This is a genomic window from Kribbella sp. NPDC003557 (assembly GCF_040610805.1).
Classification (GTDB): Bacteria; Actinomycetota; Actinomycetes; order Propionibacteriales; family Kribbellaceae; genus Kribbella.
In genome coordinates, this window is sequence record NZ_JBEXMY010000003.1 from 143815 (window position 1) to 169245 (window position 25431).

Below are 25431 nucleotides of genomic sequence, written 5' to 3' on the forward strand. Positions count from 1 at the left end.
GAGGTCGATCCGAGGGAGACGATGTGAGCAGCACGGGACGAGCCGCCGAGGTCCGCCTGAGTATCCCGGCGGACGGCGCCTACATCGCCGTACCCCGGTCGGTGGTCGGGAACCTCGCGGCCCGCAACGACTTCACGCTGGACGCGATCGACGACCTGCGGATCGCCGTCGACGAGGCGTGCTCGCTGCTGCTGCCGCAGTCGGCCGACGGCGTGCTGGAGTGCGTGTTCGAGATCGCGCCGCCGCAGCTCACGGTGCGGACGAGTACCGTCGTCCCGAACGGCTGGCGCCCGGACACCACCTCGTTCGGCTGGACCGTGCTGACCGCCCTCGTGGAGTCGGCCGCCGCCGAGACCGTCGAGGGCCGGCTGACCATCACCGTGACGGCGACCGCGACCGCGACGGAGACCGCGTGACCGACGAGCCCCTGGGCGAGTCCCAGGACTCCCCCGATCTGCGGACCCGGACCGCCGCACTGTTCCAGCAGATGGCGTCCGGCCGGCGCGATCCGGCGTCCGCCGCCGCCCGCGAGGGTCTGGTCGCGCTGCACATGCCGCTGGTGGAGCACCTGGCCCGCCGGTTCCGCAACCGCGGCGAGCCGTACGACGACCTCGTCCAGGTGGCCACGATCGGCCTGATCAAGGCGATCGACCGGTTCGACTCCGATCGCGGCGTCGAGTTCTCCACCTACGCGACGCCGACGATCCTGGGCGAGATCAAGCGCTACTTCCGGGACAAGGGCTGGGCGATCCGGGTGCCGCGGCGGCTGCAGGAGCTGCGGTTGTCGCTGACCGCCGCGACCGCCGAGCTGACCCAGGAGCTCGGCCGGGCGCCGACGGTGGCGGAGTTGTCGGAGCGCCTGGGGCTCTCGCCGGATCTGGTGATCGAGGGCCTGGAGTCCGCGAACGCGTACAACACCTTGTCCTTGGACGCTCCCGATCAGAACGAGACCGACGCGACGACGGTCCTGGACGGCCTCGGCGGCGAGGACGAGGCGCTGGAGAGCGTGGAGTACCGGGAGTCGCTGAAACCGCTGCTGGCGCAGCTGGACACCCGGGAGAAGCGGATCCTCACGCTGCGGTTCTTCCGCGGGATGACGCAGTCGCAGATCGCCGAGGAGATCGGCATCTCGCAGATGCACGTCTCGCGCCTGCTGGCCCGCACTCTGACCGAGCTGCGCACCGGCCTGCTGAAGGAGTAGCCGGCCCTAGAGGACCGGGTGGTCGTTGGACCCACCACCGATCAGGGCGTCGGTGGAGACCTTCTGGAAAACGCAGACCAGGACCGTCAGGGCCAGGACCGCGAGCGCGCCGGCGATCGCCCGGGCGCCGCCGTTCCAGACGCTGTACGCGATCAGGAGCTGGATCAGCTGCGTGAACACCGTCGGCCCGCGGCTCCACCGGGCGGCCCGCCAGAGGCCACGGACGGCGACCAGGACCAGCGCCACGCCGTACACCAGGAAGAAGCCGGCCGTGGTCAGTCCGAGCACCAGCCGGGCGCTGTGAATCGTCAAGGCTTCGGCAATTCCGAGAACGATGAGCACGAGCCCTTCCACAGCGACCACTGCCGCGGCTAATTTGAGCGGTCTCGGGACTGCGGCAGCTGGGGAGTCGGTCGGCACTTCGCCAGCTTAGTGCCCGGTGCCCGAGTGGGTCCGTGAACCTCGGCCCTACAGGGATTTGAGGTTGTGCGTAACCAAAAGAAGGTTGCAGCGGTTACTTGCAGTGAACGGGTGCTTGCGGAAGGGCCGCTCCGTCCGATTACCGGATGGGGAGAACCGCCGTGTGCCAGTTCGGAGTGTTAAGGAAGCGTTGTGATCGGATCGACAACTCCATAACCCTTGTTTCGATCCCCCAAGATTGGGAACATGGTCTCGTTCGTGAAAGCGTTCACAACAAGACGCGGCACCGACCCCCGTGCCTCACGAACCGACGAGTACAGCACTGCTGATTGGGCACAGACCTACCCGTCAGCCTACGTCAACTACTGAGAGAGATGGGATCCGCCATGGATTGGCGCCACCGGGCCGTATGCCTCGACGAGGACCCGGAACTGTTCTTCCCCATCGGCAACACCGGGCCCGCGATCATGCAGATCGAGGAGGCCAAGCAGGTGTGCCGACGCTGCGACGTGCGTGAGCAGTGCCTCGCGTGGGCGCTGGAAGCCGGCCAGGACCACGGTGTCTGGGGCGGCCTGAGCGAGGACGAGCGCCGCGCGCTGAAGCGCCGCAACGCCCGTCAACGCATCCGCACCGCCTGAGCAAGTCCTCCTTCGAGGCCCCGCGGAAAGTACCGCGGGGCCTTTGTGTTTCCCGGGGCCGTCACGGGACGGCGAAGGACCGAGGGGCGGCGCCCATCGTCTTGAGCACGCCGGCCAGGAAGTCACGGGTCTTGTTCGGCCGCGGTGCGGCGATACAGAGGGCTTCCATCGTCTCCGTGTACTGATCGAGGTCCTCGACCTTGTCCAGGTAGAGCGCGCTGGTGAGGTGCTCGATGTACACGATGTCGGGCAGGTCCTGCTCCTCGAACCGAAGGATCGTGTACGCCCCGGCGGACCCGGAGTTGCTGCTGATCGTGAACGGCATCACCTGCAGCGTGACATGGGGCAGCTCGGTCATGTCGATCAGGTGCTCGATCTGCCGCACCAGCGCCTTCTCCCCGCCGATCGGCCGGCGCAGCGCCGACTCGTCGAGCACGGCCCAGAGCCGCACCGGGTTCGGACGGGTCAGGACGGTCTGCCGACGGACGCGGAGCGCGACCCGCCGGTCGACCTCGTCGGCGGGAATCACGCCACGACCGAGCTGGACGGTGGCGCGGATGTAGTCCTCCGTCTGCAGCAGCCCGGGGACGAACTGCAGCTCGTAGGTACGGATCAGCTGCGCCGCGGCCTCGAGGTCCAGGTACGAGTGGAACCAGCTCGGCAGCACGTCGCCGTACCGGTGCCACCAGCCGGGGTTGTTGGCCTCCCGGGCGAGGGCGAGCAGTCGCTCCCGTTCCTCGGCGTCGTCCAAGCCGTAGAACGCGAGGAGGTCTTTGACGTCGCGCTCCTTGAAGCCGACGCGGCCGAGCTCCATCCGGCTGACCTTGGACTCCGAGGAGCGGATCTCCCAGCCTGCCTCGGACCGGCTGACACCCGCGGCCTCCCGCATCCGGCGCAGGTGTGATCCGAGGATGATGCGCAGTGCGGTCGGCCCGCTCTGCGCGCCCGACTCGGTCACACCCACCTCCCCAGCCACCGACAGAATCTCACAACGCCGTGCGCACGCGTCACGCTGCGTCGGTGCGCGCACGCACGGCGCGGTAAGACGATCACTCCTTCTTGGCGATTCCGGCCATCAGGATCCGCTGCCAGGGCTGCAGCTCCGCCGCGTCCGGAACGTCGGCGTCGGGCTCCTCCGGGAACCAGCGGGCGAGGAAGTCCAGGCCCGGGGGCACCAGCGGCAGGCCGAGGAAGTGCTGCTCGATCCGCTCCGGGGTCCGGATCCAGCCGTTGCCGAGGCTCTCCAGACCGGCACGCTCCATGTTCTTCTGCAGCTGCTCACCGGTGTCGACGAAGTCGGTGATGAACAGGTAGCTGCCCGGCGCGAGCGCGTCCATCAGGGTGCGCACCCACTCGTCCGGCTTCTCGTCGTCGTGGAAGTGCATGTGGATGCCGACGATCATCAGCGCGACCGGACGGCTGAAGTCCAGGTGCGCCCTGATCTCCTCGTTGTCGAGGATCGCCTGCGGCTCACGAAGGTCGGCGGTGACCACGATGGTGCTGGCATTGGTGGCCAGCAGTGCCTGGCCGTGCGCGAGCACGATCGGGTCGATGTCGACGTACACCACCCGGGCGGACGGATTGATCTCCTGCGCCGCCTCGTGGGTGTTCTTCTGGGTCGGCAGACCGCTGCCGATGTCGAGGAACTGGTCGATCCCCGCGGCGCGGGCGAGATAGTGGACGCCCTTCACCAGGGCCTCACGGTTCTCGATCGCGCAGCGGCCGGCATCCGGCACGTACTTCAGGTACATCGCCGCCCCTTCGCGGTCGGCGGCGAAGTTGTCCTTGCCACCGAGCAGAGCGTCGTAGACGCGAGCGATGGTCGGTTGGGAAGTGTCGAAGCTCGGAGTGGCATCCGGAGCGTCTGAGGTCGCCATCGGCAAAGCCTTCTTGGTCGGGGAGTCTTGGGGTCATCGTAGGGGTACGCACGGACGTGTGGACACACTGTGTAGCAAGTCGGCGACAATCAAGCGATCGCTCTGCCACGGCGGCCGGCGCAACGCCGGGCCGGATCAGTCCTTGACCGGGATGTCCAGGGTGACCTGGGTGCCGGGGCGGCCGTCGTGGCGGTCCCCGAACGCCAGCGTGCCGTCGAGTTCGCCGAGCACCAGCGTGCGGACGATGGACAGACCGAGATTGCCGGACAGTTCGGAGTCGAAGTTGGTCGGCAGCCCCTTGCCGTCGTCGATCACATCGATGTGCAGCCGGCCGACCGAGCGCTCGGCGGTGAGCTCGATCGTCCCGCTCGCTTCGGCCCCGTCGCGGGCGCCGAACGCGTGCTCGACCGAGTTCTGCATGAGCTCGGTCAGCACCATCGCCAGCGGGGTCGCGATCTCCGAGTCGAGCACGCCGAACGACCCGCTGCGCCGGGTCTCCACGGCGGTCGCGACCGTCGAAACGTCCGCGACCATCGCGCCGACCCGGTCCGCCACGTCGTCGAAGTCGACGTGCTCGTCGAACGACTCCGACAGCGTCTCGTGGACGATCGCGATCGACCCGACCCGCCGGACCGCCTCGGCCAGCGCGGCCTGTCCTTCCGGGACGGTGATCCGCCGGGCCTGCATCCGGAGTAACGCGGCGACCGTCTGCAAGTTGTTCTTGACGCGATGATGAATCTCCCGGATGGTCGCCTCCTTGGTGACCAGCTCCCGCTCCCGGCTGCGCAGCTCCGTGACGTCGCGGAGCAGGATCAGCGCCCCGACGTGCTGGCCCTCGGCCCGCAGCGGGATCGCGCGCAGGAACAGCGTGGCGTCGGAGTTCTCGATCTCGATCTCCTTGGCCGCGCGGCCGGTGACCACCGAGGCCAGCACGTCGTCGACCTTGTGCCCGGCCTGCAGCAGCTCGGCGGTGACGTCCTTGAGCCGCGAGCCGACCAGGTCGGTGACGAGCCCCATCCGGCGGTACGCGGACAACGCGTTCGGGCTCGCGAACGTCACCATGCCGTGCCGATCGACCCGGATGCAGCCGTCGCCGACCCGTGGCGTGGTGGACAGCAGCCGCTCCCCGCCGTACGGGAAGATGCCGTCGGTGATCATCCGGGCCAGGTCCGTCGCGCTCTGCAGGTACGCGATCTCCAGCCGGCTCGGCGTCCGGACGCCGAGCAGGTTGGTGTTGCGCGCGATCACCGCGATCACCCGGGAGCCGCGGCGGACCGGGATCGTCTCGACCCGCACCGGGACGTCGTCGCGCCACTCCGGGTCGCCCTCGCGGCAGATCCGGCCGCCGTCGTACGCCTGGTCCAGCAGGTGCCGGCGGCCGCGCGGGATGAAGCTGCCGACGATGTCGTCGAGGTACGCCGTGGGCCCGGTCGTCGGCCGCATCTGCGCCCCGGCCCAGAACCCCAGCCCTTCGGTGTCGGGCAACCAGAGCACCAGGTCGGCGAACGACAGGTCGGCCAGCATCTGCCAGTCCGAGACGAGCAGTTGCAGGCGGTCCAGGTCGGCCTGGTCGAGCGTGGTGTGGTTGCGCGCCACATCGGTCAAAGACGGCACGCTCCGATGCTACCGAGGGCTTATACCAGCCTCCGGGGTGGTCCGCTCGGGGTCAGCTCGACAAGTGGGCGTGTGCGGGTGTTGATTGATCAGCGACAGATGAAAGGATGCTCGGGTGGAGTCGACGTACTGGCAGGACGTGATGGCCGCGGACTACGCGGTCCCGCACGACCGTACGCTGACCGAACTCACCGAGGAGCTCGTCCGCGGGCTGGCCAGCACCAACCCGCAGGTCCGGGACGCGCTCGCCTACCCGACGCTCGCCACCTGGCTGGAGCGTGGGGTGTACGACGACCTGTTGCCGGGCTTCGGTGACGGCCTCTGCGCCGGACTGAACTACGGCCTCGGTGAGGACGGCACCGACACGGTCTTCCGGCGGTCGTTCACCGCGCTGACGCTGGCGGAGGTGATCCACCGCGACAACGCCGAGTTCCTGGTGCACGACGAGGTGGTGATGCGCTGGGGCGACCGGCTGGCGACCTGGCTGCTGCGCGAACGCGACCTGCGCGGGTACGTCGAGGACTGCGGCTGGGCGCACGCCGTCGCGCACGGGGCCGACGCGATCGGTGCGCTGGCGCGGTCCCGGCACTGCGACACCGGCGTCCTGCGGGCGCTGCTCGACGTCCTCGCGGACCGGATCGTCAAGGACACGCCGTACCGCTGGGTGCACGAGGAGCACGACCGGGTCGCGCACGCGGTGATGACGATCCTGCACCGGAACATGCTGACCAGCGACGAGCTCGAGCGCTGGCTGAAGCCGATCGCGGCGACCGCGGCGCAGCAGCCGCTGATGCACGAGACGCTGCCGGAGTGGCCGACGCCGAACGTGTTCAACGCCCGCGGTGTCCTGCACGTCCTGCTCAGCCAGCTGGCGATCGGGGTGAAGGGCTTCCCGATCCCGGGCGACGACGAGCTGTTCGGCCGCCCGATCGAGGCCCGGGCCGACCTGCTGCTGATGCTGACCGAGGCGGTGCAGGCATCCCAGCCGTACATCTACCGGCCGGCCACGAATCCGTCCTAGCCCTCTATTGCGGCTGTCGCAACCACGGCCCGGTGGTCGGTCCCCTGGATCGGGTACGTCGAGAACCGGCCCGGCTGGAACTGGCGCGACACCACGACATGGTCGATCTGTGTGCGCAGCAGCGCCGGCTGGTCGGCCGGCCAGGTGCCGCGCAGCCCGCCGCCGACGGTCGGCCCGATGCTGCGGCAGTAGCCGCCCAGCGCCTGCCGGAAGTCCGCGTGGTCCAGGGTCGCGTTGAAATCGCCCGCGACGACCGTCGGCGGGTTCTGCGCGCACCACCGGCGGACCGTCTGCAGGTCCTTCTTCCAGGTCGTCACCGCGTCCGGCAGCGGCGGGTACCCGTGGTACGCGATCAGCCGGATCGGGCCGAGGGTGCCGCCGGTGACGACGATGTTGCCGAAGGCGGTCCCGTCCTCCGACCCGAACGTGACCGCGCCGAGCGACGACGCGACCAGCACACTCGTCGCGCTCTCGACGGCGGTGCTCGGCTGGGCCGTGAACCCCTTGTACTGCTGGTCCTGCAGCTGCGCCCGGATCTCCTCGCGCACGTCGACCTGGGCCTCCGGCAACGACACCAGGTCGGGCTTGTGGTCCCGGATCAGCTGCGCCACGTCCGCGGCCCGGGCGCCACCGCCCAGCACGTTGGCGACCATCATCGTCAGCACCCGGGCCCCGGCCGGCGCCGGGCGCGCGTCGGAGAGACGGCGCGGCGCGGTCAGCCCCGCACCGACCAGCGCCAGGACGGCGACCAGCGCGGCGGCGATCCGCCAGCCCCGGCGTACCAGCATCAGCAGCGACAGCACCAGGACGACGACCAGGCCCTGCGGACGGAACGCGGCGAGCTGGGCGAACGGCGTCACCTCGTCCAGCCCGAACAGCTCCGGATACAGCGGCACGGCAACGACGACGAGGAACAGCACGGACAGCACGACGCGCCGCACGAACCATGCCCTTCGTGAGCGCAGCGAGCGATCAATAGGTACAGCAGTGTTATCCATGCACCAACCTGAGGGTCTAGTGGCCGGTCCGGTCGAACGGTAGCGTGCTCCGTTGCGCCTGTTTGTGTCCCGAGGAGGTTGCAGTGTCCCGATTGTCCGCGGTCAAGCCCGCGTACTGGATCTCCGGCGTGCTTCTGGTCGCAGCGGTCGTCCTACCGCTGCTCGTGCCGACGTACGCCAAGGTCGACCCGCACCTGTGGGGTTTCCCCTTCTTCTACTGGTACCAGCTGATGTGGGTGTTCCTGTCCGCGATCCTGGTCAGCATCAGCTACAAGCTGATCCGCACCGAGGAGCGCAAGCGGCGGGCCGCCCAGGGGCTTGGTGACCCTGAGGCCGCCGACGCCACCGACGCCGCCGGCGCGAAGGAGGACGACCGGTGAACACCGATATCGATTGGGTCCAGCTGACCATCGTCGTCCTGATCTTCGCCGGCGTCACCGCGATGGGCTTCCTGGCGGCCCGGTGGCGGAGCGCGGGTCACCTCGACAACCTCGACGAGTGGGGCCTGGGCGGACGCGGCTTCGGCACGTTCATCACCTGGTTCCTGCTCGGCGGCGACCTCTACACGGCGTACACGTTCATCGCGGTCCCCGCCGCCATGTACGCGACCGGGGCGATCAGCGGCTTCTTCGCGGTGCCGTACACGATCGTCGCGTACCCGATCGTGTTCGTCTTCATGTCCCGGCTGTGGTCGGTCTCGCACCGGCACGGGTACGTGACGCCGGCCGACTTCGTCGGCGGACGCTACGGCAGCAAGGCGCTGTCGCTGGCGGTGGCGGTGACGGGCATCCTCGCCACGATGCCGTACATCGCGCTGCAGCTCGTCGGTATGCAGGCGGTCTTCGAGACGATGGGTCTCGGCGGCGACAACCTGCTGGCCAAGGACCTGCCGCTGCTGATCGCCTTCGCGGTCCTCGCGGCGTACACGTACTCCTCCGGCCTGCGCGCGCCGGCGATGATCGCGTTCGTCAAGGACATCCTGATCTACCTGGTGATCCTGGTCGCGATCTTCTACCTGCCGCACGTGCTCGGCGGCTGGGACTCGATCTTCGGTGCGGCGCAGGAGAAGCTGGCCAAGCCGAACCCGGCGACCGGCAAGCCCACCGGGGCCTTCATCCCGGGCGAGGCCGGCTACGTGTCGTACTGGACGCTGGCGCTCGGCTCCGCGATGGCGCTGTTCATGTACCCGCACTCGGTGACGGCGGTGCTGTCGACCAAGACCCGCAACGTCGTCCGCCGCAACGCCACGCTGCTCCCGGCGTACTCGCTGCTGCTGGGTCTGCTCGCCCTGCTCGGCTTCATGGCGATCAAGGCGAACGTGAACATCAAGGGCCTGGACGGCCTGGCGAACCCGCAGCTGGCGATCCCGCGGCTGTTCGACCAGGAGTTCCCGTCCTGGTTCGCCGGGATCGCGTTCGCGGCGATCGCGGTCGGCGCGTTGGTGCCGGCGGCAATCATGTCGATCGCGGCGGCCAACCTGTTCACCCGCAACATCTACCGCGACTTCATCAAGCCGTCGGCGACCCCGGCGCAGGAGGCCAAGGTCTCCAAGCTGGCGTCGCTGCTGGTGAAGGTCGGCGCGCTGGTGTTCGTGCTCGGGATGGACAAGACCGTCGCGCTGAACCTGCAGCTGCTCGGCGGGATCTGGATCCTGCAGACGTTCCCGGCGATCGTGGTCGGTCTGTACACCCGCTGGTTCCACCGGTACGCGCTGCTGGCCGGCTGGGCGGTCGCGATGCTGTACGGCACGATCACGGCGTACAACGTGGTCAACCCGGCGACCAAGAAGCACTTCGGCGGCTCGCTGGCGAACATCCCGTTCACCAGCACCCCGGCGTACATCGCGCTGATCGCGTTCGTGCTGAACGTGGTCGTCGTGGTCGTGCTGACGTTCGTCTTCCGGGCCGCGAAGGTGCCGGACGGCAAGGACAGCACGCACCCGAGCGACTTCACCGCGGACCGCGGCGACCCGGGCGTGCACGACCTGCCGGAGATCGTCGACGAGGGCGGAACGGCCACCGCGAAGTCCTGACGTCCCGGGTGCGGGCGGCCCGGATCCCGGGCCGCCCTCACCTTTTGCAGTTAAGTCGACACGCTGCGGGATCAGCTTGCCCGGTTTCGGGCCGCCGATTCGGCAGAATCACACCGTGCTGCTGGTCCTGCTCGTCATGGTGCTCGCCGCCGGGGCGGCGCTCGCGACCGGCGGACGGTTCGGCCGGCTGGCCGCGAACACGCTGACCGGCGTGCACTGGCTGGCCGCGGCCGCGATCGGCCAGCTCCTCGGATCCCTGTTCGGCGGGACGGCGTACCCGGTCGGGCTGCTCGGCTCCGCGGTCTGTATCGCGGTCTTCCTGCGGATGAACCTGCGGCATCCCGGCGTCGGCCTGCTGGCGCTGGGTTTCTTCGGCAACGCGGTCGTCGTCGCGCTGAACGGCGCGATGCCGGTGTCGCTGGACGCCTTGGCGCGCGCCGGCGTCGGCGACGCGGTGCTGACCGATCCGCGGCACGAGGTCTCGGATGCCGCCACCCGGCTGCCGTGGCTCGGGGACGTCGTACCCGTCGCTCTTCCCGGTCTGGGACAGGCGGTCAGCCCCGGCGACGTGCTGATCGCGGCCGGCGCCGGCCTGCTGCTGTACGCCGGGATGGGCGCCGCGGGCCGCGTCCCTGCCACGACCGCGCCGGTCTGGGACGCCTTGGAGCCCTGCGCCGGCACACCCGCGTTGCTGCGGCTGTCGCCTCACGCGAGCCGGGAGCTCTCAGAACCGGAACCCGCGGCCGACGATCCTTCGGAGTGAATCCACTACCACCGGGTCGTACTCCGCGCCGATCCCCAGCCCGATCGACTCCATCGCCTTGTCCGGCGACTGGCCCGACCCCTCCCCCACGAGTTGTTCGTAGGCCAGCGCAACATTCACGATCCCGCTCTCGACCGGGATCGCCGGGTTGTTCGCCCGCCCGTGCCGGTACGGATCGTTGGAGTGCCGGACGATCTCCGCGACATGGTCCAGCACCCCGGACCGCTCGATCACCGAAGCCCCGATCTCCGCCGCCCGCTGCCGCTCCTCCCGCGTCCGCAACAACGAAGCCCCACCCGGACTCGGATCCGCCAACGCCAACTGCCCCACCCCCGACAACAGCGCCGCGTACTCCAACGCCTCCATCCGCCGCGGCGTCAGGCCCAGGTCGTACCCGAGCGCCACCGCCAGCTTCGCCGTCCGCGCGTTCTGCCCCGGACTGCTGAAGCCCGCGATCTCGGTACTGCGGGCCATCGAGCGCACGGTCGTCCGGTACGTCCGCTGCGCCGAGGCGAACCGCCGGAACGCGAACTGCGTCAGGATCAGCGGCACGACGACCAACGGCGGTCCCCAGAGCCCGAGCAGCGACGTCCCGATCGCCAGCAGGATGCCGCTGATGCCCATCGCCATCCCGATCCGCGCGGCCACCATCGCCTCGTCCCGCAACGCCGCCGGAAACGGCTGGTTGTACTGCTCGGTCGCCTGGCCCGCGCCGACCAGCGCGTCCATCACCACCGCACAGAGCACCGCGAGCAACATCGCCCCGGTCAACGCGATCGCGGAGGTCAGTGAACCGTCCCAGTACAGGTCGGAGGGAACGATCGCCGAGAACACCGCCGCGGCCGCCGCCACCGAGAGCAGACGCCGCGAGGACACCACCATGTCCCAGCGCAGGCCCGCGATCATCCGGGGCAGAACCCCGACCAGGGTCGCGACTCCGGTCACGGCGATGACCTGCGCGACGCCAGGCGGGATCTCGACCTCGGGCGGACGCAGCAGCACGTAGCCCAACGCCGCGCTGGTCGCGATCGGAGCCCGGTTGCGGCTCCGGTCGACACGGAACTGGATCATCTCGCCCACGGCGACGAGCAGACCGAACGTCAGCGCGTACGGCCACGCGGTGAGCCCGCGGCGGACGGTCATCGCCAGGGCGATCAGACCGACGATGCAGCCGGCCACGACGATGACGACCCCGCTGCCCAGCCGGCGGATCTCCACTCCGTCTTGCATGTCCGTCATCATCTAGGCATCCGGTGCAGCCGCCGAACCGGACGCGCCGCCGCCGCTGCCGAGGCTGAGGTCGTCGTGATCGATCGTGGCGCGGATGCTCCCGTCGGGGGCAGGCTGCTCGGCCGCCGCGGCCTTCCAGCCCTCCTTGCGGATCACCTCGACGAACTCGTCCACGAGCAGCGGGTCGAAATGGGTGTACCGGTCCTGCAGGAGAATCTGGAGCGTCTCCTCGACCCCGCGCGCGGGACGGTACGACCGGGTCGACGTCAGCGAGTCGAACGCGTCGACGATCCCGATGATCCGGGCGAAGTACGGGATGTTCGTACCGCTCAGACCGGCCGGGTAGCCGGTGCCGTCGTACTTCTCGTGGTGGTGCAGGACCGCCGACTTCACTTCCTCGAGGAACGGGATGTTGCCGATCAGCTCGACGCCACGCGCCGGATGCAACCGGATCGCGTCCATCTCCGAGTCGTCCAGCCGTCCTGGCTTCTGGATGATGCTGGTCGGGACGCCGACCTTGCCGACATCGTGCAGCAGGCCGGCATGTTCCAGCGCCTGCTGACGGTCGCCGCTGAGTCTGAGTTGCCGTCCGAGCAGGCCGACCCCCGCGCTGACCCGCTCCGAGTGGCCCCTGGTGTAGAGGTCCTTGGTCTCGATGAACTGGATGAAGGCCCGCATGGTCGCGGCCTGCGCATCGCGCTCGGCCTCGTAGAGGGTCAGTGTCCAGCGCGCGACCAGGAGCGGCACGACGACCAGGAACACCGCGATGATGCCGAGGCCGCTCAGCCAGACGACGGCGAGCAGCACACCGAGCAGTCCGTACCCCATCATCGGGAGCACCGTCGGCGCGGCGACGTGGCGCAGGAAGTCCAGCGGCGAGGTCTTGCCACGGTCCAGCCAGAGGACCAGGCACATCAGGACAGCGCTCACCGCGAGCCAGGTGACAATCGCCGCGGTGGCCGCAACCAACGCACGACCGGGTGCGTCCAAGACAGCGGCTCCACGAACGCCACCAACCTTGACGAAGACAAGACCGGCGGCGGTGGCACACAGGACAGCCATCGCCCCGTTGAACACCCGCCGCATCAGCGGCAGGCGACGATCCTGCGTGAGCGGTAGCAGGACAGACACGACGATCGCCGCGGCCGGACCCGACAGCATGAACAGGGCAATACCGACCACATAGTCCAAGGAGGCCCGAACCGGGCCGACTTTCGATCGGAGGAGAACACCGATCAGCAACAACAGACCCAACGCCAGCGTGGCGGCGTCAGGCCTGGTATGGAACAGCGCGACGACTAGAGCCACGAGCGCGATACCGGCGCTGAACGTCACCGTCAAGCGGAGCGGCCAGCGGCTGTTCACGCGTGAACTCTAACCTTCACCACTCCCAGGCGTCACTACCGAACACGACACGTCACCTCCGATCAGCGGTCGCAGTCTTACGCGCGGTGATCACCGGACGTAGGGGGGCAGACAGCACTTCGCTGACTCTTCTGAATTTTGCTCATCAGGCCTGCGCCGAAACACTGTAAGCCCAAACGTGACCCGCCGGACGAAGTGAGGAACCCGGCGTGATATGAGAGACTGTGACTCTTTGCAGTTGTTTCAAGGAGGCTTAGGAATGGGAAAGACCGGCCGGAAGCGTCGCGCACGCAAGAAGAAGGGCGCGAACCACGGCAAGCGCCCGAACGCCTGAACTCAGGCGGCTACAGACAGCGAGGACCTCGGAGAAATCCGGGGTCTTTGCGATTTGGTCACAGCTTTACAGCAGACCACCTATAACAGAGGTTCTGTATTCGGAGAGTCCTCAGCTGCGCACCGAATGCTATCTTTCAAACGATCGTTGGACATTCGGTACCCCGCCACCTGGGCTGTGGACAACGGCCGACGGCTGTCGGCGGATCCCTCTAGAGTTGGCCCCGGAAGTTTCCGGTACTGACCGATATCGGGCCTGGATCCGAGGAGGGTAGGGAGATGAGCGGGTCGGCGGCGCCAACGCTGAGCGAGCTCCTCCGCACCTTCCGTGTCCGCGCCGGCCTCACCCAGGCCGCCCTGGCCGAGAAAGCAGGCCTCAGCGAACAGGCCATCAGCGTCCTCGAGCGAGGCACCCGCAGCCGGCCCCGGATCGACACCGTCCGCTCCCTCACCGCGGCCCTCGGCCTCACCACCGACGAGGCACAGCGGTTCCTCGCCGTTGCCCGCGGCAAGAGCAGGTCGCCGGCGCCTGCCGCGCCGAAGGATCCGGTGCCGGCCGAACCGGCTCCGACACCGTGGCAACTCCCGCCGTCCGCTCCCGACTTCACCGGCCGGAGCGCCCAGATCGACGCCATCCTGTCGATTCTGCGCGCCCCCGGCCGGACCAGCGCCCCCGCGGTGGGACTGGTCGCGCTCACCGGGATGGGCGGGATCGGCAAGACCACCTTGGCCGTGCACGTGGCACACAAGCTGACCGACAGCTACCCGGACGGTCACCTCTATCTGAATCTCCGCGGTTACGGTCCGGGCACGCCGATGACCGTCTCCGACGCTCAGGGCCATCTGCTCCGATCTCTCGGCCTGACGACGCAATCGGTTCCCGGCGACATCGAGGAAGCCGCCGCTCTGCTGCGCTCCCAGCTGGCGGGGCGGCGCATGCTCATGCTGCTCGACAACGCCGCGGACGTCCGCCAGATCCTGCCGTTGCTCCCCGGCAGCGCGGGATCCGCCGCGATCGTCACGAGCCGGGGTTCGCTGGCGGATCTGCCGGGGGCCCGGCAGATCCGTCTCGACGCGCTGTCCGAGTCCGAGTCCGTGGACCTGCTCGCCGGCGTGGTCGGTCAGGAGCGCGTGGTCACCGAGCCGGCGGCAGCCAAGGTTCTGGCAGCCTATTCGGGTCGCCTGCCACTGGCGGTCCGTCTGATCGGCGGCCGGCTGGCGACCCGGCCGACCTGGCCTCTCGAGCACTTCGTCGAGCTGTTGCAGGACGAGGAGCGGCGGCTCGACAGCCTGGGTTCCGACGAAACCGGAGTGCGTGCGAGCATCGCGAGCTCGGTGCGGTTCCTCGAGACCAGCGACAGCGACCTCGACCGCAGGGCGGCACAGGCCCTTCCGATGTTGAGCGTTCCGGACGGCTCCGACCTGCTGACCGCGGTCGCCGCCCCTCTCCTCGAGATCTCGTTGCGCGAGGCAGATCTGATTCTCGAGCGCCTCGTCGACCTCAACCTGCTGGAGTCCGTTGCCCCCTCGCGGTATCGCTTCCACGACCTGATCCGGGCGTACGGCCGGGAGATCGCCGATCGGACCTTCACCCCGGAGGAGCGCGACCGGGCTGTCGAGCGGATCCTTCGTTTCTACGTCGCCGTCGGCTGGGCGAGCCAGGCGCACACCCACCCGACCAGCCCTCGGATGCCGTTGGCAACGGTCCACAGCGACGCCGTTCCCGCGTTCCGTGACCGGACCGACGTCCTGCGCTGGCTCGACGCGGAGCAGCGGAACCTGATGGACCGCGTCCGGCAGGCGCGGCAGTCGAGCCTGGCCGACTCCGTGGTGTTCCCCGAGTTGGCGCTGGCCCTGTTCGGCTACCACGAGTCCCGCCGGCGCTGGCCGGAGATGCGTGAGCTCGGACTGGGAACGGTCGAGCTCGCGCAGTGTCACGGGCGGCCCGAAACCGCTGCGTGGCTTCAGCACGACGTCGCCATCCCCGATGCGGAGGTCGGCGCCACCGCAACGGCCATCAACCACATACTGATCGCGCTGGACATGTTCCGGGCGATCGACGGCCTCTTCGGCCAGGCACGGTGCTGCTCGTCACTCGCCTACCTGCTCGGCCTGCAAGGACGAATCGACGAGGCGTTGGTGTATGCCCGGACCGCTCTCGACCTGAGTCGCACACTGCGGGACACGACGCTGGAAGGCGTGGCGCTGACGGCGGTCGGTGGTCTCTACGACCGCACCGGCGACTTCGACCGGGCCGACGAGGCCTTCGCCGAGGGCATCGCGCTGGCCGAGCGGTCGGGAGACACCCGGTCGGTCTTCAAGCGATACCAGAACGCGGCCTTCGCACATGTGCACGTCGGCCGGCACCGCGACGCCGCGGAGATGGCGCTGCGCAGTCTGCGCCTCGTCGCGGAGCTCGGTGACGCGACCTTCCAAGGCGAAAGCCACCATCTCCTCGCGATCGCCTATGCCGCCCAAGGCGAATACGACCGGGCGGCTTCGCACATCGAGACGGGATTGCTGATGGCTCGAACTGCCCGCGACGCCGACCGGGAAGGACGGCTGTACGTCGAACTCGCGAAAATCAATGCGGCACGCGGCGACCGGGATGCGGCTGCCGGGCAACTGAACACCGCATTGACGTTGCTCCGGAATGTGTCCGACGTTTACCTCGCGGACGCCCGCGAGCTACTGGAGAAACTGCAGGCCGGCGAAAGCTACCGCTACCACTTCGACGCCAACTCCATCTGAGCGGCGAACGAATCAATCCGTGGTGGTGATGGTGGTTTCCACCTGGATTTGGGTGAGGCGGAGGAGGATTTTCTGGCGGAGGGCGTCGGGGGCGTGGTCGGAGCCGCAGGAGCGGTGGACCAGTTTCTTGACGCAGCGTTCCAGGTCGTACTCGTCGAGGCAGGGGGCGCACTCTTCGAGGTGCTGGCGGATCTCGTCGGAACTGGCGTCCTCGAGTTCGTTGTCGATGAAGACGTACACCCGTTGCAGGATCTCTCCGCAGTCGACGTCGTGGGGCTCGCCGCAGCTCACGACTCCTCCTTCTCCGCAGCTCGGTCGGTGCTCGCGCCGGCCGCGTCCGTGCCGGTTTCCGCCGGGATCAGACCGCGGTCCCGGGCGTAGTCGCCGAGCAGGTCACGCAGCTGGCGCCGGCCGCGGTGCAGCCGTGACATCACGGTGCCGACCGGTGTGCCCATGATCTCGGCGATCTCCTTGTACGCAAAGCCCTCGACATCGGCCAGGTACACGGCCAGCCGGAAGTCCTCCGGGATGGCCTGCAGCGCGGACTTGATGTCGGAGTCGGGCAGGTGCTCGAGGGCGACCGCCTCGGCCGACTTCAGGCCGCCGGGAGTGTGCGACTCGGCGGCGGTGAGCTGCCAGTCCTCGATCTCCTCGGTCGGCGACTGGGTCGGCTGACGCTGCCGCTTCCGGTAGCCGTTGATGAACGTGTTCGTCAGGATCCGGTACAGCCACGCCTTCAGGTTGGTGCCCGGCGTGAACTGGTGGAACGAGCTGTACGCCTTCGCGAAGGTGTCCTGCACGAGGTCCTCGGCGTCGGACGGATTGCGGGTCATCCGCATCGCCGCGGCGTACATCTGGTCCAGGAAGGGCAGCGCTTCGCGCTCGAACCGCGCGGTGCGCTGCTCGGGTGTCTCGGTCGTGGTGGGAGTCGGCATCGGGATCGAGAATACCGGGGTCTTCCCAGTACTCCGCGCGGGAGCCTCTCTCGTCGCCATCATGTCCGTCACAACACGCCCGGGCGCGGGGGCATTCCCGGCGCCCGGAAGGGCCTCAGCCGGACACCTCGCGGCTGACCCATTCGAACACGGCTTCGACCAGCAGGTCGTACGCCTCCTGCTGGTCCAGCTCGGCCCGTTTCGGCACCTTGAAGGAGTGGTCGGCGTCCGGGACCACCGCCATCTCGGTCAGCGGCGGGAACTCCTCCGGGGTACCGAACGGGTCCCGCTCCCCCTGGACGACGAGCGTCGGCAGCCCGGCGGACTGGAGCTCACCGACCCGCGACTTCTCCGGCTTCCCCGGCGCGTGCAGGGGGAACGCCAGCGCGAGTACGCCGGACGCCCCCAGGCTGCTCGCGGTCCGGCAGGCGACGCGGGCGCCCGCGCTGCGGCCGCCGATCACCAGCGGCGTCCGGACCCGGAGCTGGCCGATGATCGCGATCCAGGCCTCGTCGAGGATCTTCGGCGCCGGCGCCAGCTTGCGGCCCGCGCGGCGCCAGGGCTGCTCGATCAGGAACACGTTGATGTCCTGTTTCGGCAGCCGGGCGGCCAGCGCGACCAGGTCACCCGACTCGATCCCGGCCCCGGCGCCGTGACCCAGAGCCAGCGTCGCCACCGGCCGCCGGGCGCGGTGCGCCACGATCCGGGCCTCACCGTGCGGCGTCCCCACAATCCGTTCGTCGGTCACCCGCCCCATCCTGTCACCCGGACCGGGGAACCGCGGGGCGCGAAACCCGGAAGAGAAACTCAGAAGAGCGTGGTCGGGCTGTCCTGCGGGTCCTCGCCGTCGGGCGGCAGCGGGTCGAGGAGGTGGCGGCCGTTGTTCTTCACCGAGCCGACGGCCTTCGACACCGCGTACGCCTCCAGCCGGCCGGGCGCGGCCGGGACGAGCAGCTTCAGCAGGTCGTCGGTGTCCGAGGAGAGCGGGTCGAGCCACGCGTCGTACCGCTCGCGCTCGACCAGGAGCGGCATCCGGTCGTGGATCCGGCCGAGGTCGTCGGTGGACGACGTGGTGAGCACCGTGCAGGTCCACAGCCAGGCGTCGTCGGAGTCCGGGTCCTCGACGGACTTGTCCCGCCAGATCTCGTACAGCCCGGCCATCGAGAGGATGCTGCCGTCCGGCGGGTGGATGAAGTACGGCTGCTTGACGGGCTTGCCGTTCACCTTCTCCTCGGCGGTGTACCACTCGTAGTAGCCGTCGGCGGGGAGGATGCAGCGGCGGGTGGCGAACGCCTTCTTGAAGGCCGGCTTCTCCGCGACGGTCTCCATCCGCGCGTTGATCAGCCGGTTGCCGATCGAGGTGTCCTTGGCCCAGGACGGCACCAGCCCCCACTTGACCGTGGTCAGCTTCCGCACGGTCTCGTCGGGCTGCTCGCGGTTCTTCCGCTCGACCACCGCGATCACCTGGTTGGTCGGCGCGACGTTGTAGTTCTCGCCGAGCTCCTCGACGGACTCACGGACGTTGCCCGCCTGGATCTCGAACTCCTCGACGAGGTCCGACGGGGCCCGGCTGGACGCATACCTACCGCACATGACCCCAGCCTAGGCCGCGGCACCGACAGAAAGCCGGGCCGCCACGGCGGAGGACCCGTCGACGGCGACCTGGCCGTCGGCGACCGCGTCGCCCCAGGCGAGCCGGCCCGCGAGCAGCTCGTCGGCGACCTTCTGCGACACCGTGACGACCGCCTCCGGCGTCGCGTCCGGTACGACGGCCGCGCGCCACGACTCGAACCGCAGCCGGCAACTACTCCCCTCGACGCGGAGCTCCACGACGCCGTCGCCGGCGGTCTGGCGCAGGAGCTCGGCCAGCGGGAGCAGGTACCAGTGGTGGCGCACCGCGTCCGTCGAGAGGTGCTCGGCCAGCAGCGGACTCCCCCACGCGGCCAGCGCCATCACCACCGGGACGAGTTCCCGGCCCCGATCGGTCAGGTCGTAGACCCGGACGGGCGCCGACGGCGCGAACGTCCGCCGCTCGACGACCCCGTCCGCCTCCAGCTCCTTCAGACGCGCCGCGAGGACGTCGGTGCTGATGCCCGGGAGGTCGGCATGCAGATCGGTGTACCGCCGTGGACCGAAGGCGAGCTCGCGGACGATCAGCAACGTCCACCGCTCGCCGACCACATCCAGGGACCGGGCGGCGGCGTCGTACTGCGCATAGCTTCGGCGGGGCATGTGGACAGCCTAGCTTGGACCCACCAAGTATGTACTTGGAAGAACCAAGTAGCATGCCGTCGGCAGACGACGAAGGGTGGGCGATGGAGTTTCGGCAGTCCAGCAAGCTGACCGGGGTGTGCTACGAGATCCGTGGACCGGTGGTCGAGCAGGCCGACGCCCTGGAGGCGGCCGGCCACAGCATCCTGCGGCTGAACATCGGCAACCCGGCACCCTTCGGCTTCGCCGCACCCGAGGCCGTGCTCGACGATCTGGTGGCCCGGCTCCCCACCGCCCACGGGTACACCGATGCCCGCGGCATCCTTTCCGCCCGGCAGGCGCTGGCGGAGTACTACGGCCGGCGCGGCTACCAAGGCGTCGACGAGCAGGCGGTCTACCTCGGCAACGGCGTCTCCGAGCTGGCCGGGATGGCGATCCAGGCGCTGGTGGACACCGGCGACGAGGTGCTCATCCCCAGCCCGGACTACCCGCTCTGGACCGCCGTGACCCGCTTCGCCGGGGGTACGCCGGTGCACTACCTCTGCGACGAGTCCGCCGAGTGGCAGCCCGACCTCGCCGATCTGGAGGCGAAGATCACCGACCGGACCAGGGCGATCGTGGTGATCAACCCGAACAACCCGACCGGCGCGGTCTACTCCCCGCAGGTTCTCGAAGGGATCGCCGAACTGGCCCGGCGGCACGCGCTGATGGTGTTCAGCGACGAGATCTACGACCGGATCGTGTACGACGGGGCCACCCACCACCACTTCGGCGCGCTCGCGCCCGACGTCCTGACCCTGACCTTCGGCGGGCTGTCGAAGAGTCACCGGATCGCCGGGTTCCGGGCCGGCTGGCTGGTCGTCTCGGGCCCGCGCGCGAAGGCCCGCAACTACCTCGAGGGCCTGACCATGCTGGCCGGGATGCGGCTGTGCCCGAACGCGCTCGCCCAGCACGTCATCGAGGCCGCGCTGACCGATCACACCCTGGACGAACTGATCCGCCCGGGCGGCCGGCTCGAGGCCCAGCGCACCACGGCCTGGCAGACGCTGAACGAACTTCCCGGAGTGTCCTGCGTCAAACCGAAGGGCGGGCTGTACGCCTTCCCGCGGATCGACCCGAAGGTGCACCCGATCCACGACGACGAGAAGTTCGTGCTCGACCTGTTACTGCGGGAGAAGATCCACATCGTCCAGGGCACCGGCTTCAACTGGCCCCGGCCCGACCACGTCCGGATCGTCACGCTCCCCGAGGCGGGCGACCTGGAGGTGGCGATCCGCCGCATCGGCCGGTTCCTGGACAGCTACCAGCAGTAGAGGAGGAGGCAACGTGCGAGTCGCGGTGCTGTGCGGCGGCGAGAGTTCGGAGCGGGACGTCTCCCGCTCGTCCGGCTGGGCGGTCGCCCGGGCGCTCGCCGGGCGCGGTCATGACGTGGCGCTGATCGACCCTGCCGCGGAGCAGCCGGTGCTGGCCGATCACGTGCCGGCGGGCGATGCCGTCGTACCGGTGCCGACGGAGCCTCCGGCCGCTGCAGATCGCGGGATGCTGCGGCAGCGGATGTACGCCGCTCTGACCGGTGGACCTGTTCTCGAGCAGCTGCGACGGGCCGACCGTGTCTTCATCGCGCTGCACGGCGGGTGGGGCGAGGACGGGCATGTCCAGGCGCTGCTCGAACTGGCGGGCATCCCGTTCACCGGTGCGGGCCACGACGTCTGCGCCGTTGCCTGGCACAAGGGTCGTTGCCAGGCGGTCCTCGAGGCCGCCGGGATCCCGGTGCCGGCGCGGGTGCTGTACAACCCGGCGGAGCATCGTGAGCCGCCGGTCGGCGTCAAGCAACTGCTGGCGGGCGGACCGGTGGTGGTGAAGCCGGTGGCCGACGGATCGAGTGTCGCCGTCCGCAAGGTCGACTCGGCGGACGCACTGCCGAGCGAGGGCGAGCTGCTCGTCGAGCCGTTCCTCGGCGGGCGCGAATTCACCGTCGCGGTGATCGGCGCGACGACGCTGCCGGTGGTGGAGATCGAGCTGACCACGGCGGTGTTCGACTATGCGGCGAAGTACCAGCCGGGCGCGGTGCGGGAGATCTGTCCCGCCGACATCCCCGGTCACCTGGCCGAGCGGCTGCAGGACCTCGCGGTCCGCGCGCATCAGGCCCTCGGGTTCGGGACGACGTACTCCCGGGCCGACTTCCGCTGCGACGACGCCGGTACGCCGTACTGCCTCGAGGTCAACGCGCTGCCCGGGCTCACCCGGGGCAGCCTGGTCCCGGTCGCCGCCGCGGGCGCGGGGATCACCTACGACGAGCTCGTCGAACGGTTGCTGACGGCATGAGGCGGCGGATCGCCCACCCCGTGTCAGGCGATCCGCCGCCGGATTGATGCGCCCGGCCGCCCCCCTGTAGGCGTCCGGACGCAGGTCTCAGGGTCTGGCCAGCTCGTCGAGCAACCTCCCGGCCATCGCGTCGCTACCCGGCAGGCCCTCGATCCAGATCCGGGCCAGCTGGGGTACTTCGGTGTCCAGACGCCACTGGGTGATCAGGGCTCGTACCGTCGCGACCTGCTCCGGCAGGTTCGGCTCGCGGCCGACGAGCGCCGCCGCGCGCTGTGAGCCGACGCGGCCCAGTACGTCACCGCCGCAGAAGACGATCCGCAGGCATTCCGCGACGTCGACCAGCCGGAGTTCGCGGTCGAACGGCGACGTACCCGGGGGATTGAGCGGTTCGACAACCACCAGTGCGTGGGTTTGCGGTACGGAAGTTCCACGGAATTCCGCCTCTCGGTAGAGCTCGCCGAGCCGGGACCGCAGGTGCGCCAGGCTGGACAGCCCGGTCAGCGGGTCCTCGCACGACAGCGAGTGCAGGTAGACGAGGGAGGCCTCGGCCCAGCTGGAACTGAGTGCGCGTACCGCGGCGAAAGCCGGCTCGCCCCCGGCGATCGAGCGGTACAACGCACTCAGCCCATCAAGTGCCTCCACCAGCGAGACTCCATCGGCCGCCAGGCGGCGTCCGGTCTCGTCCGACGCAGGCACGACATCGGCACCGTCCTGGAGCGCCTCGGCGATCGCGAGATAGGCGCTGTGGTCGGTACCAGCTGTGCCGTGCGGTTCCCTCCGCCCGCACGGTTGCTCCCCCGAGCTTGTGGTGGACGACGCTTCCGGCCGGGTCCGGGCGGGCGACCCCGCCAGGTTCAGGGACTTGGCCGGACGCAGGTCGAACCGTCTGCGGATGTCCGCGAACAGCGACATGGCCCTCCTCGAAAAACAGCCCCGTCAGTCTCCCGACCGGGCGGCCGGAAGCGTCGTACGCCGATGAGACAGAGCCGGTCGCGGTTCATGACGCGGATTCCCAGAACTTTTTTCGGGCGTAACTTCCGGGCTGGTGATCTCGTCAGGAAAGAGGCACAGTTCCGCGTCAGAGATGGTGCGTTCCGCCGTCACACGTGGGAGCCTTGTCCTCGGCAACTAAAAGTGACGCACCGTCACGTTGCCGCACTGAGAGTCGTCAGAGAGAACCCACGGGGGAGCTGAATGGAGACGCCGGACGCACCGAGCGACGCGGAGCTGATCGCGCGCGTCCGCAACGGCGACCTGGAGGCGTACGGCGAGCTGTACGCGCGGCATCACCACGCCGCCGAGCGGATGGCCCGCCAGCTGGTCCCGGCCAACGACGCCGACGACCTGGCCAGTGACGCGTTCGCGAAGGTCCTGGACGCGCTGCGCGGCGGCGGCGGTCCGGACGTCTCCTTCCGTGCCTACCTGCTGACGACGGTGCGCCGGGTGCACGTCGACCGGATCCGCTCCGGGAAGAAGGTCCAGACCACCGACGACATCGCGTCGTACGAGCGGGAGCCGGAGACCTTCGACGACCCGACCGTCACCGGGTTCGAGAGCGGCGCGGCGGCCAAGGCGTTCGCCAGCCTCCCGGAGCGCTGGCAGGCGGTGCTGTGGCACACCGAGGTCGAGGGTGAGAAGCCGGCCGCGATCGCTCCCCTGCTCGGCCTGACCGCGAACGGCGTGTCCGCGCTGGCCTACCGGGCCCGTGAAGGCCTGCGGCAGGCGTACCTGCAGCAGCATCTCGCCGACGTCGGCGGGGACCGGTGCCGCTGGACGACCGAGCGCCTCGGCGCGTACGTCCGTGGCGGCCTGACCAAGCGCGAGAACCGGAACGTCCGCGAGCACCTCGACGAGTGCGCGAAGTGCACCGCGGTGTACCTCGAGCTCGTCGAGGTCAACAGCGCGCTGCCGGCGCTGCTCGCCCCGGCCCTGCTGGGCACCGCGGGCCTCGGCTACCTGGCCGCCGCCTCGGGTGCGAAGGTCGGACTGGTCGGCTTCGTCGTCACCGGCTGGAAGAAGGCCACCGAGAACAGCACCCGGACCGCGGTCGGCGCCGGTGCCGTAGTGGTCGTCGCGGTCGCCGCCGCGCTCGCGGCGATGGCGCTGACCGGCAACGACACTCCCCCGGCTGCGATCGACCAGCCGGCCCCGACCCAGGCGACCCAGCCTCCCGGGCAGAAGCCGACGGTGCCGCCGAAGCCGACCGCGAAACCGCCGTCGGCCAAACCGCCGGCGTCCAAGCCGACGCAGGCTCCCACGACAGCGCCGACGACCGCACCGACCTCGGCGCCGACCAGCGCGCCCACACAGCCCAGCGCGACGCCGACCGCGACCACGCCGGTCCCGACACCGCCGCCGAGCACGCCGACGCCGCCCAAGCCGACCCCGACCACCCCGGTGCTCGACGAGGGCCTGGTGACGATCAGCATCCCGCAGGGCGGCGGCAGCCCGGTCCTCCAGGAGACCCCGGCGGCGACTCCGCGGTCGGCACGCGCCGACGCGGCGGCCTCCGGCGTCCGGTTCGTGATCACGATCAAGACCCCGGCCGGCAACACCGACCCGGTGGTGGTCGGCCTCAAGTACGGCGCCGAGCTCGAATGGCCGCTGACCACCACGCCGCCGGGCTGGGTGTGCAGCCAGGCGTCCGGCTCGTGCGCCGCCGACGACCCGGCCGATCCGAAGCCGCTCGCGGTCACGTTCGACTCGCCGACCGGCGGCTCGAACGCTGACCGGACCTTCACCGTCTCGGCCAAGACCGGACGGCTGTACGACGACGACTCGGCGGTCGTGCAGGCCAAGCCCAGCACCGACGAGAACCTGCTGAAGATCCTCGACGGCCGCGTCGACCCGGACGTCCACCACCGGGTCCTGACCGTTGCCCCGCGCACCGGCCGCAAGAGCGTCACGCTGCAGATCACCTACGGCGCCGCGCTCGAGTGGCCGATCGCGGCGAACCCGGCCGGCTGGAAGTGCTCCGCGAAGACCTCGACCTGTACGGCGGCCAACCCCGCCGAGCCGGCTCCGCTCGCGGCGGACTTCGACGTACCGGACAAGTCGTCCGACGCGGCCCGGACGTTCACGGTGACGGCGAAGGCCGACCTGGTCAGTGACACCGACTCCGAGGTGCTGCCTGCGGTGCAGCAGGACGAGTCGCTGCTGCAGATCCTGACGCCGACGCCGCACGACGACCCCAACCCGTTCGTCTACAACCGGTTCCTGAAGGTGAACGGCGCACAGGGCCGCACGGTGACCCTGGACATCTCCTGGGGACGCAACCTGACCTTCCTGCCGTCGTTCGACCTCGGCTGGACCTGTGAGCGGACCAGTGACATCCGTCGCGCGACCTGTACGACGAAGAGCTACAAGAAGCCGCTGAACTCCGAGTGGAACGCGTGGCTGCCCGGAAACGGCTCCAGCAACACCTTCACCGTCCACGCCCGGGTCGGCGGCCGCGAGGACACCGACACCGCGCAGATCCCGCCGTCCACCACGCGGCGGTGAAAACGGGTTGCCGGGTCGCCTATCCTGGTTCTGTTCGCGTTGAGGGAACCGAGTAGCGCCGTACCCCACGTCCGAGAGAGTCGCCGGTAGCTGTGAAGGCGGCACGTGGAGCGGTGGCGAAGACACTCCTGAGCGACTGTTGTGCAAGAGGCCGGACCAGCTGTGACCTAGCAGCGTCCGGTGAAGGTGTGGTGGCACCGCGAGATTCCCCTTCGC

Annotated in this window: 24 protein-coding genes; 11 read left to right on the forward strand and 13 right to left on the reverse strand. The window is 69.5% G+C overall.

What is annotated here, in order from left to right; all coding sequences use genetic code 11:
- Positions 1-23: 23 nt before the first annotated feature.
- Together ABZW60_RS12580 and ABZW60_RS12585 are read left to right on the forward strand one after the other, a co-directional pair.
- Positions 24-416, forward strand: coding sequence for an anti-sigma regulatory factor (locus ABZW60_RS12580; RefSeq protein WP_355476164.1), 393 nt, complete (start codon positions 24-26; stop codon positions 414-416).
- Positions 413-1201 (forward strand): RNA polymerase sigma factor SigF, encoded by a 789-nt coding sequence (locus tag ABZW60_RS12585; RefSeq protein ID WP_355476166.1) that lies wholly within the window; start codon positions 413-415, stop codon positions 1199-1201. The genes ABZW60_RS12580 and ABZW60_RS12585 overlap by 4 nt, the downstream gene beginning before the upstream one ends.
- 6 nt (positions 1202-1207) lie before the next feature.
- On the opposite strand, the gene ABZW60_RS12590 is transcribed toward ABZW60_RS12585, so the two are convergent.
- Positions 1208-1543 (reverse strand): hypothetical protein, encoded by a 336-nt coding sequence (locus tag ABZW60_RS12590; protein ID WP_355476168.1) that lies wholly within the window; start codon positions 1541-1543, stop codon positions 1208-1210.
- Between the two features lie 464 nt (positions 1544-2007).
- On the opposite strand from ABZW60_RS12590, the gene ABZW60_RS12595 reads away from it, so the two are divergent.
- Entirely contained in the window at positions 2008-2259 is a 252-nt protein-coding gene (locus ABZW60_RS12595) for a WhiB family transcriptional regulator (protein ID WP_130383822.1), read from the forward strand.
- A 61-nt stretch (positions 2260-2320) separates the two neighbouring features.
- Here ABZW60_RS12595 and ABZW60_RS12600 read toward each other — a convergent pair whose 3' ends face one another.
- The 3 genes from ABZW60_RS12600 to ABZW60_RS12610 all read right to left on the reverse strand — a co-directional run bounded on the left by ABZW60_RS12600 (position 2321) and on the right by ABZW60_RS12610 (position 5750).
- Entirely contained in the window at positions 2321-3217 is an 897-nt protein-coding gene (locus tag ABZW60_RS12600; protein ID WP_355476170.1) for a helix-turn-helix transcriptional regulator, read from the reverse strand.
- A gap of 91 nt (positions 3218-3308) precedes the next feature.
- Entirely contained in the window at positions 3309-4136 is an 828-nt protein-coding gene (locus tag ABZW60_RS12605; RefSeq protein WP_355476172.1) for an SAM-dependent methyltransferase, read from the reverse strand.
- Between the two features lie 135 nt (positions 4137-4271).
- Positions 4272-5750, reverse strand: a complete 1479-nt coding sequence (locus ABZW60_RS12610) for a histidine kinase N-terminal domain-containing protein (protein WP_355476174.1) — start codon at positions 5748-5750, stop codon at positions 4272-4274.
- A 115-nt stretch (positions 5751-5865) separates the two neighbouring features.
- Between ABZW60_RS12610 and ABZW60_RS12615 the strand changes: the two genes are divergently transcribed.
- Positions 5866-6771 (forward strand): DUF2785 domain-containing protein, encoded by a 906-nt coding sequence (locus ABZW60_RS12615; protein WP_355476176.1) that lies wholly within the window; start codon positions 5866-5868, stop codon positions 6769-6771.
- Here ABZW60_RS12615 and ABZW60_RS12620 read toward each other — a convergent pair.
- Positions 6768-7769 (reverse strand): endonuclease/exonuclease/phosphatase family protein, encoded by a 1002-nt coding sequence (locus ABZW60_RS12620; RefSeq protein WP_355476178.1) that lies wholly within the window; start codon positions 7767-7769, stop codon positions 6768-6770. The genes ABZW60_RS12615 and ABZW60_RS12620 overlap by 4 nt on opposite strands.
- A gap of 83 nt (positions 7770-7852) precedes the next feature.
- Here ABZW60_RS12620 and ABZW60_RS12625 point away from each other — a divergent pair, with 83 nt between their 5' ends.
- The 3 genes from ABZW60_RS12625 (at position 7853) to ABZW60_RS12635 (ending at position 10564) form a co-directional block, all read left to right on the forward strand.
- Positions 7853-8149, forward strand: coding sequence for a DUF3311 domain-containing protein (locus ABZW60_RS12625; RefSeq protein WP_355476179.1), 297 nt, complete (start codon positions 7853-7855; stop codon positions 8147-8149).
- Positions 8146-9801, forward strand: coding sequence for a monocarboxylate uptake permease MctP (gene mctP / locus ABZW60_RS12630; RefSeq protein ID WP_355476181.1), 1656 nt, complete (start codon positions 8146-8148; stop codon positions 9799-9801). The genes ABZW60_RS12625 and mctP overlap by 4 nt, the downstream gene beginning before the upstream one ends.
- 115 nt (positions 9802-9916) lie before the next feature.
- A complete protein-coding gene (locus ABZW60_RS12635) occupies positions 9917-10564 on the forward strand; it encodes a DUF5317 domain-containing protein (RefSeq protein ID WP_355476183.1) in 648 nt (215 codons plus the stop codon).
- On the opposite strand, the gene ABZW60_RS12640 is transcribed toward ABZW60_RS12635, so the two are convergent.
- Both ABZW60_RS12640 and ABZW60_RS12645 read right to left on the reverse strand, forming a co-directional pair.
- Complete coding sequence (locus ABZW60_RS12640) at positions 10526-11794, reverse strand: HD domain-containing phosphohydrolase (RefSeq protein ID WP_355476185.1); 1269 nt, start codon at positions 11792-11794, stop codon at positions 10526-10528. The two genes, ABZW60_RS12635 and ABZW60_RS12640, sit on opposite strands and share 39 nt — an antisense overlap.
- A gap of 12 nt (positions 11795-11806) precedes the next feature.
- On the reverse strand, positions 11807-13159 hold the full coding sequence (locus ABZW60_RS12645) for an HD-GYP domain-containing protein (protein WP_355476186.1): 1353 nt from the start codon (positions 13157-13159) through the stop codon (positions 11807-11809).
- A gap of 612 nt (positions 13160-13771) precedes the next feature.
- Here ABZW60_RS12645 and ABZW60_RS12650 point away from each other — a divergent pair.
- Positions 13772-16243 (forward strand): NB-ARC domain-containing protein, encoded by a 2472-nt coding sequence (locus ABZW60_RS12650; RefSeq protein WP_355476188.1) that lies wholly within the window; start codon positions 13772-13774, stop codon positions 16241-16243.
- Positions 16244-16255: 12 nt separating this feature from the next.
- Here the strand turns inward: ABZW60_RS12650 and rsrA are convergent, their stop codons facing one another.
- The 5 genes from rsrA to ABZW60_RS12675 form a co-directional block, all read right to left on the reverse strand.
- Positions 16256-16534, reverse strand: a complete 279-nt coding sequence (rsrA, locus tag ABZW60_RS12655) for a mycothiol system anti-sigma-R factor (RefSeq protein ID WP_355476190.1) — start codon at positions 16532-16534, stop codon at positions 16256-16258.
- Entirely contained in the window at positions 16531-17178 is a 648-nt protein-coding gene (locus tag ABZW60_RS12660) for a sigma-70 family RNA polymerase sigma factor (RefSeq protein WP_355476192.1), read from the reverse strand. The genes rsrA and ABZW60_RS12660 overlap by 4 nt, the downstream gene beginning before the upstream one ends.
- Positions 17179-17293: 115 nt before the next feature.
- Positions 17294-17935 (reverse strand): alpha/beta family hydrolase, encoded by a 642-nt coding sequence (locus ABZW60_RS12665; RefSeq protein WP_355476194.1) that lies wholly within the window; start codon positions 17933-17935, stop codon positions 17294-17296.
- A gap of 50 nt (positions 17936-17985) precedes the next feature.
- Positions 17986-18771, reverse strand: coding sequence for an SOS response-associated peptidase (locus ABZW60_RS12670; protein ID WP_355476196.1), 786 nt, complete (start codon positions 18769-18771; stop codon positions 17986-17988).
- Between the two features lie 9 nt (positions 18772-18780).
- Positions 18781-19410 carry a helix-turn-helix domain-containing protein gene (locus ABZW60_RS12675; protein WP_355476198.1) on the reverse strand — a complete coding sequence of 210 codons (630 nt, stop codon included), beginning with the start codon at positions 19408-19410 and terminating at the stop codon, positions 18781-18783.
- Positions 19411-19493: 83 nt separating this feature from the next.
- Between ABZW60_RS12675 and ABZW60_RS12680 the strand changes: the two genes are divergently transcribed.
- Positions 19494-20702: a pyridoxal phosphate-dependent aminotransferase gene (locus ABZW60_RS12680; protein ID WP_355476200.1), complete on the forward strand. Its 1209-nt coding sequence runs from the start codon at positions 19494-19496 to the stop codon at positions 20700-20702.
- 13 nt (positions 20703-20715) lie between these two features.
- Positions 20716-21714: an ATP-grasp domain-containing protein gene (locus ABZW60_RS12685; protein ID WP_355476202.1), complete on the forward strand. Its 999-nt coding sequence runs from the start codon at positions 20716-20718 to the stop codon at positions 21712-21714.
- 87 nt (positions 21715-21801) lie between these two features.
- On the opposite strand, the gene ABZW60_RS12690 is transcribed toward ABZW60_RS12685, so the two are convergent.
- Positions 21802-22626 carry a hypothetical protein gene (locus ABZW60_RS12690; RefSeq protein WP_355476203.1) on the reverse strand — a complete coding sequence of 275 codons (825 nt, stop codon included), beginning with the start codon at positions 22624-22626 and terminating at the stop codon, positions 21802-21804.
- 282 nt (positions 22627-22908) lie between these two features.
- Here ABZW60_RS12690 and ABZW60_RS12695 point away from each other — a divergent pair, with 282 nt between their 5' ends.
- The gene (locus ABZW60_RS12695) at positions 22909-25215 is read left to right on the forward strand and encodes a sigma-70 family RNA polymerase sigma factor (protein WP_355476204.1); all 2307 of its coding nucleotides are present in this window, start codon (positions 22909-22911) and stop codon (positions 25213-25215) included.
- The last annotated feature ends 216 nt before the right edge of the window (positions 25216-25431 follow it).

Excerpts from the sequence above, each read along its gene's own strand:
- ABZW60_RS12595 (WP_130383822.1), top strand. The coding sequence starts at position 2,008 with ATGGATTGGCGCCACCGGGCCGTATGCCTCGACGAGGACCCGGAACTG.
- ABZW60_RS12605 (WP_355476172.1), bottom strand. The coding sequence starts at position 4,136 with ATGGCGACCTCAGACGCTCCGGATGCCACTCCGAGCTTCGACACTTCC.
- ABZW60_RS12620 (WP_355476178.1), bottom strand. The coding sequence starts at position 7,769 with ATGGATAACACTGCTGTACCTATTGATCGCTCGCTGCGCTCACGAAGG.
- ABZW60_RS12640 (WP_355476185.1), bottom strand. The coding sequence starts at position 11,794 with ATGCAAGACGGAGTGGAGATCCGCCGGCTGGGCAGCGGGGTCGTCATC.
- ABZW60_RS12650 (WP_355476188.1), top strand. The coding sequence starts at position 13,772 with ATGAGCGGGTCGGCGGCGCCAACGCTGAGCGAGCTCCTCCGCACCTTC.
- ABZW60_RS12660 (WP_355476192.1), bottom strand. The coding sequence starts at position 17,178 with ATGCCGACTCCCACCACGACCGAGACACCCGAGCAGCGCACCGCGCGG.
- ABZW60_RS12665 (WP_355476194.1), bottom strand. The coding sequence starts at position 17,935 with ATGGGGCGGGTGACCGACGAACGGATTGTGGGGACGCCGCACGGTGAG.
- ABZW60_RS12670 (WP_355476196.1), bottom strand. The coding sequence starts at position 18,771 with ATGTGCGGTAGGTATGCGTCCAGCCGGGCCCCGTCGGACCTCGTCGAG.
- ABZW60_RS12675 (WP_355476198.1), bottom strand. The coding sequence starts at position 19,410 with ATGCCCCGCCGAAGCTATGCGCAGTACGACGCCGCCGCCCGGTCCCTG.
- ABZW60_RS12680 (WP_355476200.1), top strand. The coding sequence starts at position 19,494 with ATGGAGTTTCGGCAGTCCAGCAAGCTGACCGGGGTGTGCTACGAGATC.
- ABZW60_RS12690 (WP_355476203.1), bottom strand. The coding sequence starts at position 22,626 with ATGTCGCTGTTCGCGGACATCCGCAGACGGTTCGACCTGCGTCCGGCC.
- ABZW60_RS12695 (WP_355476204.1), top strand. The coding sequence starts at position 22,909 with ATGGAGACGCCGGACGCACCGAGCGACGCGGAGCTGATCGCGCGCGTC.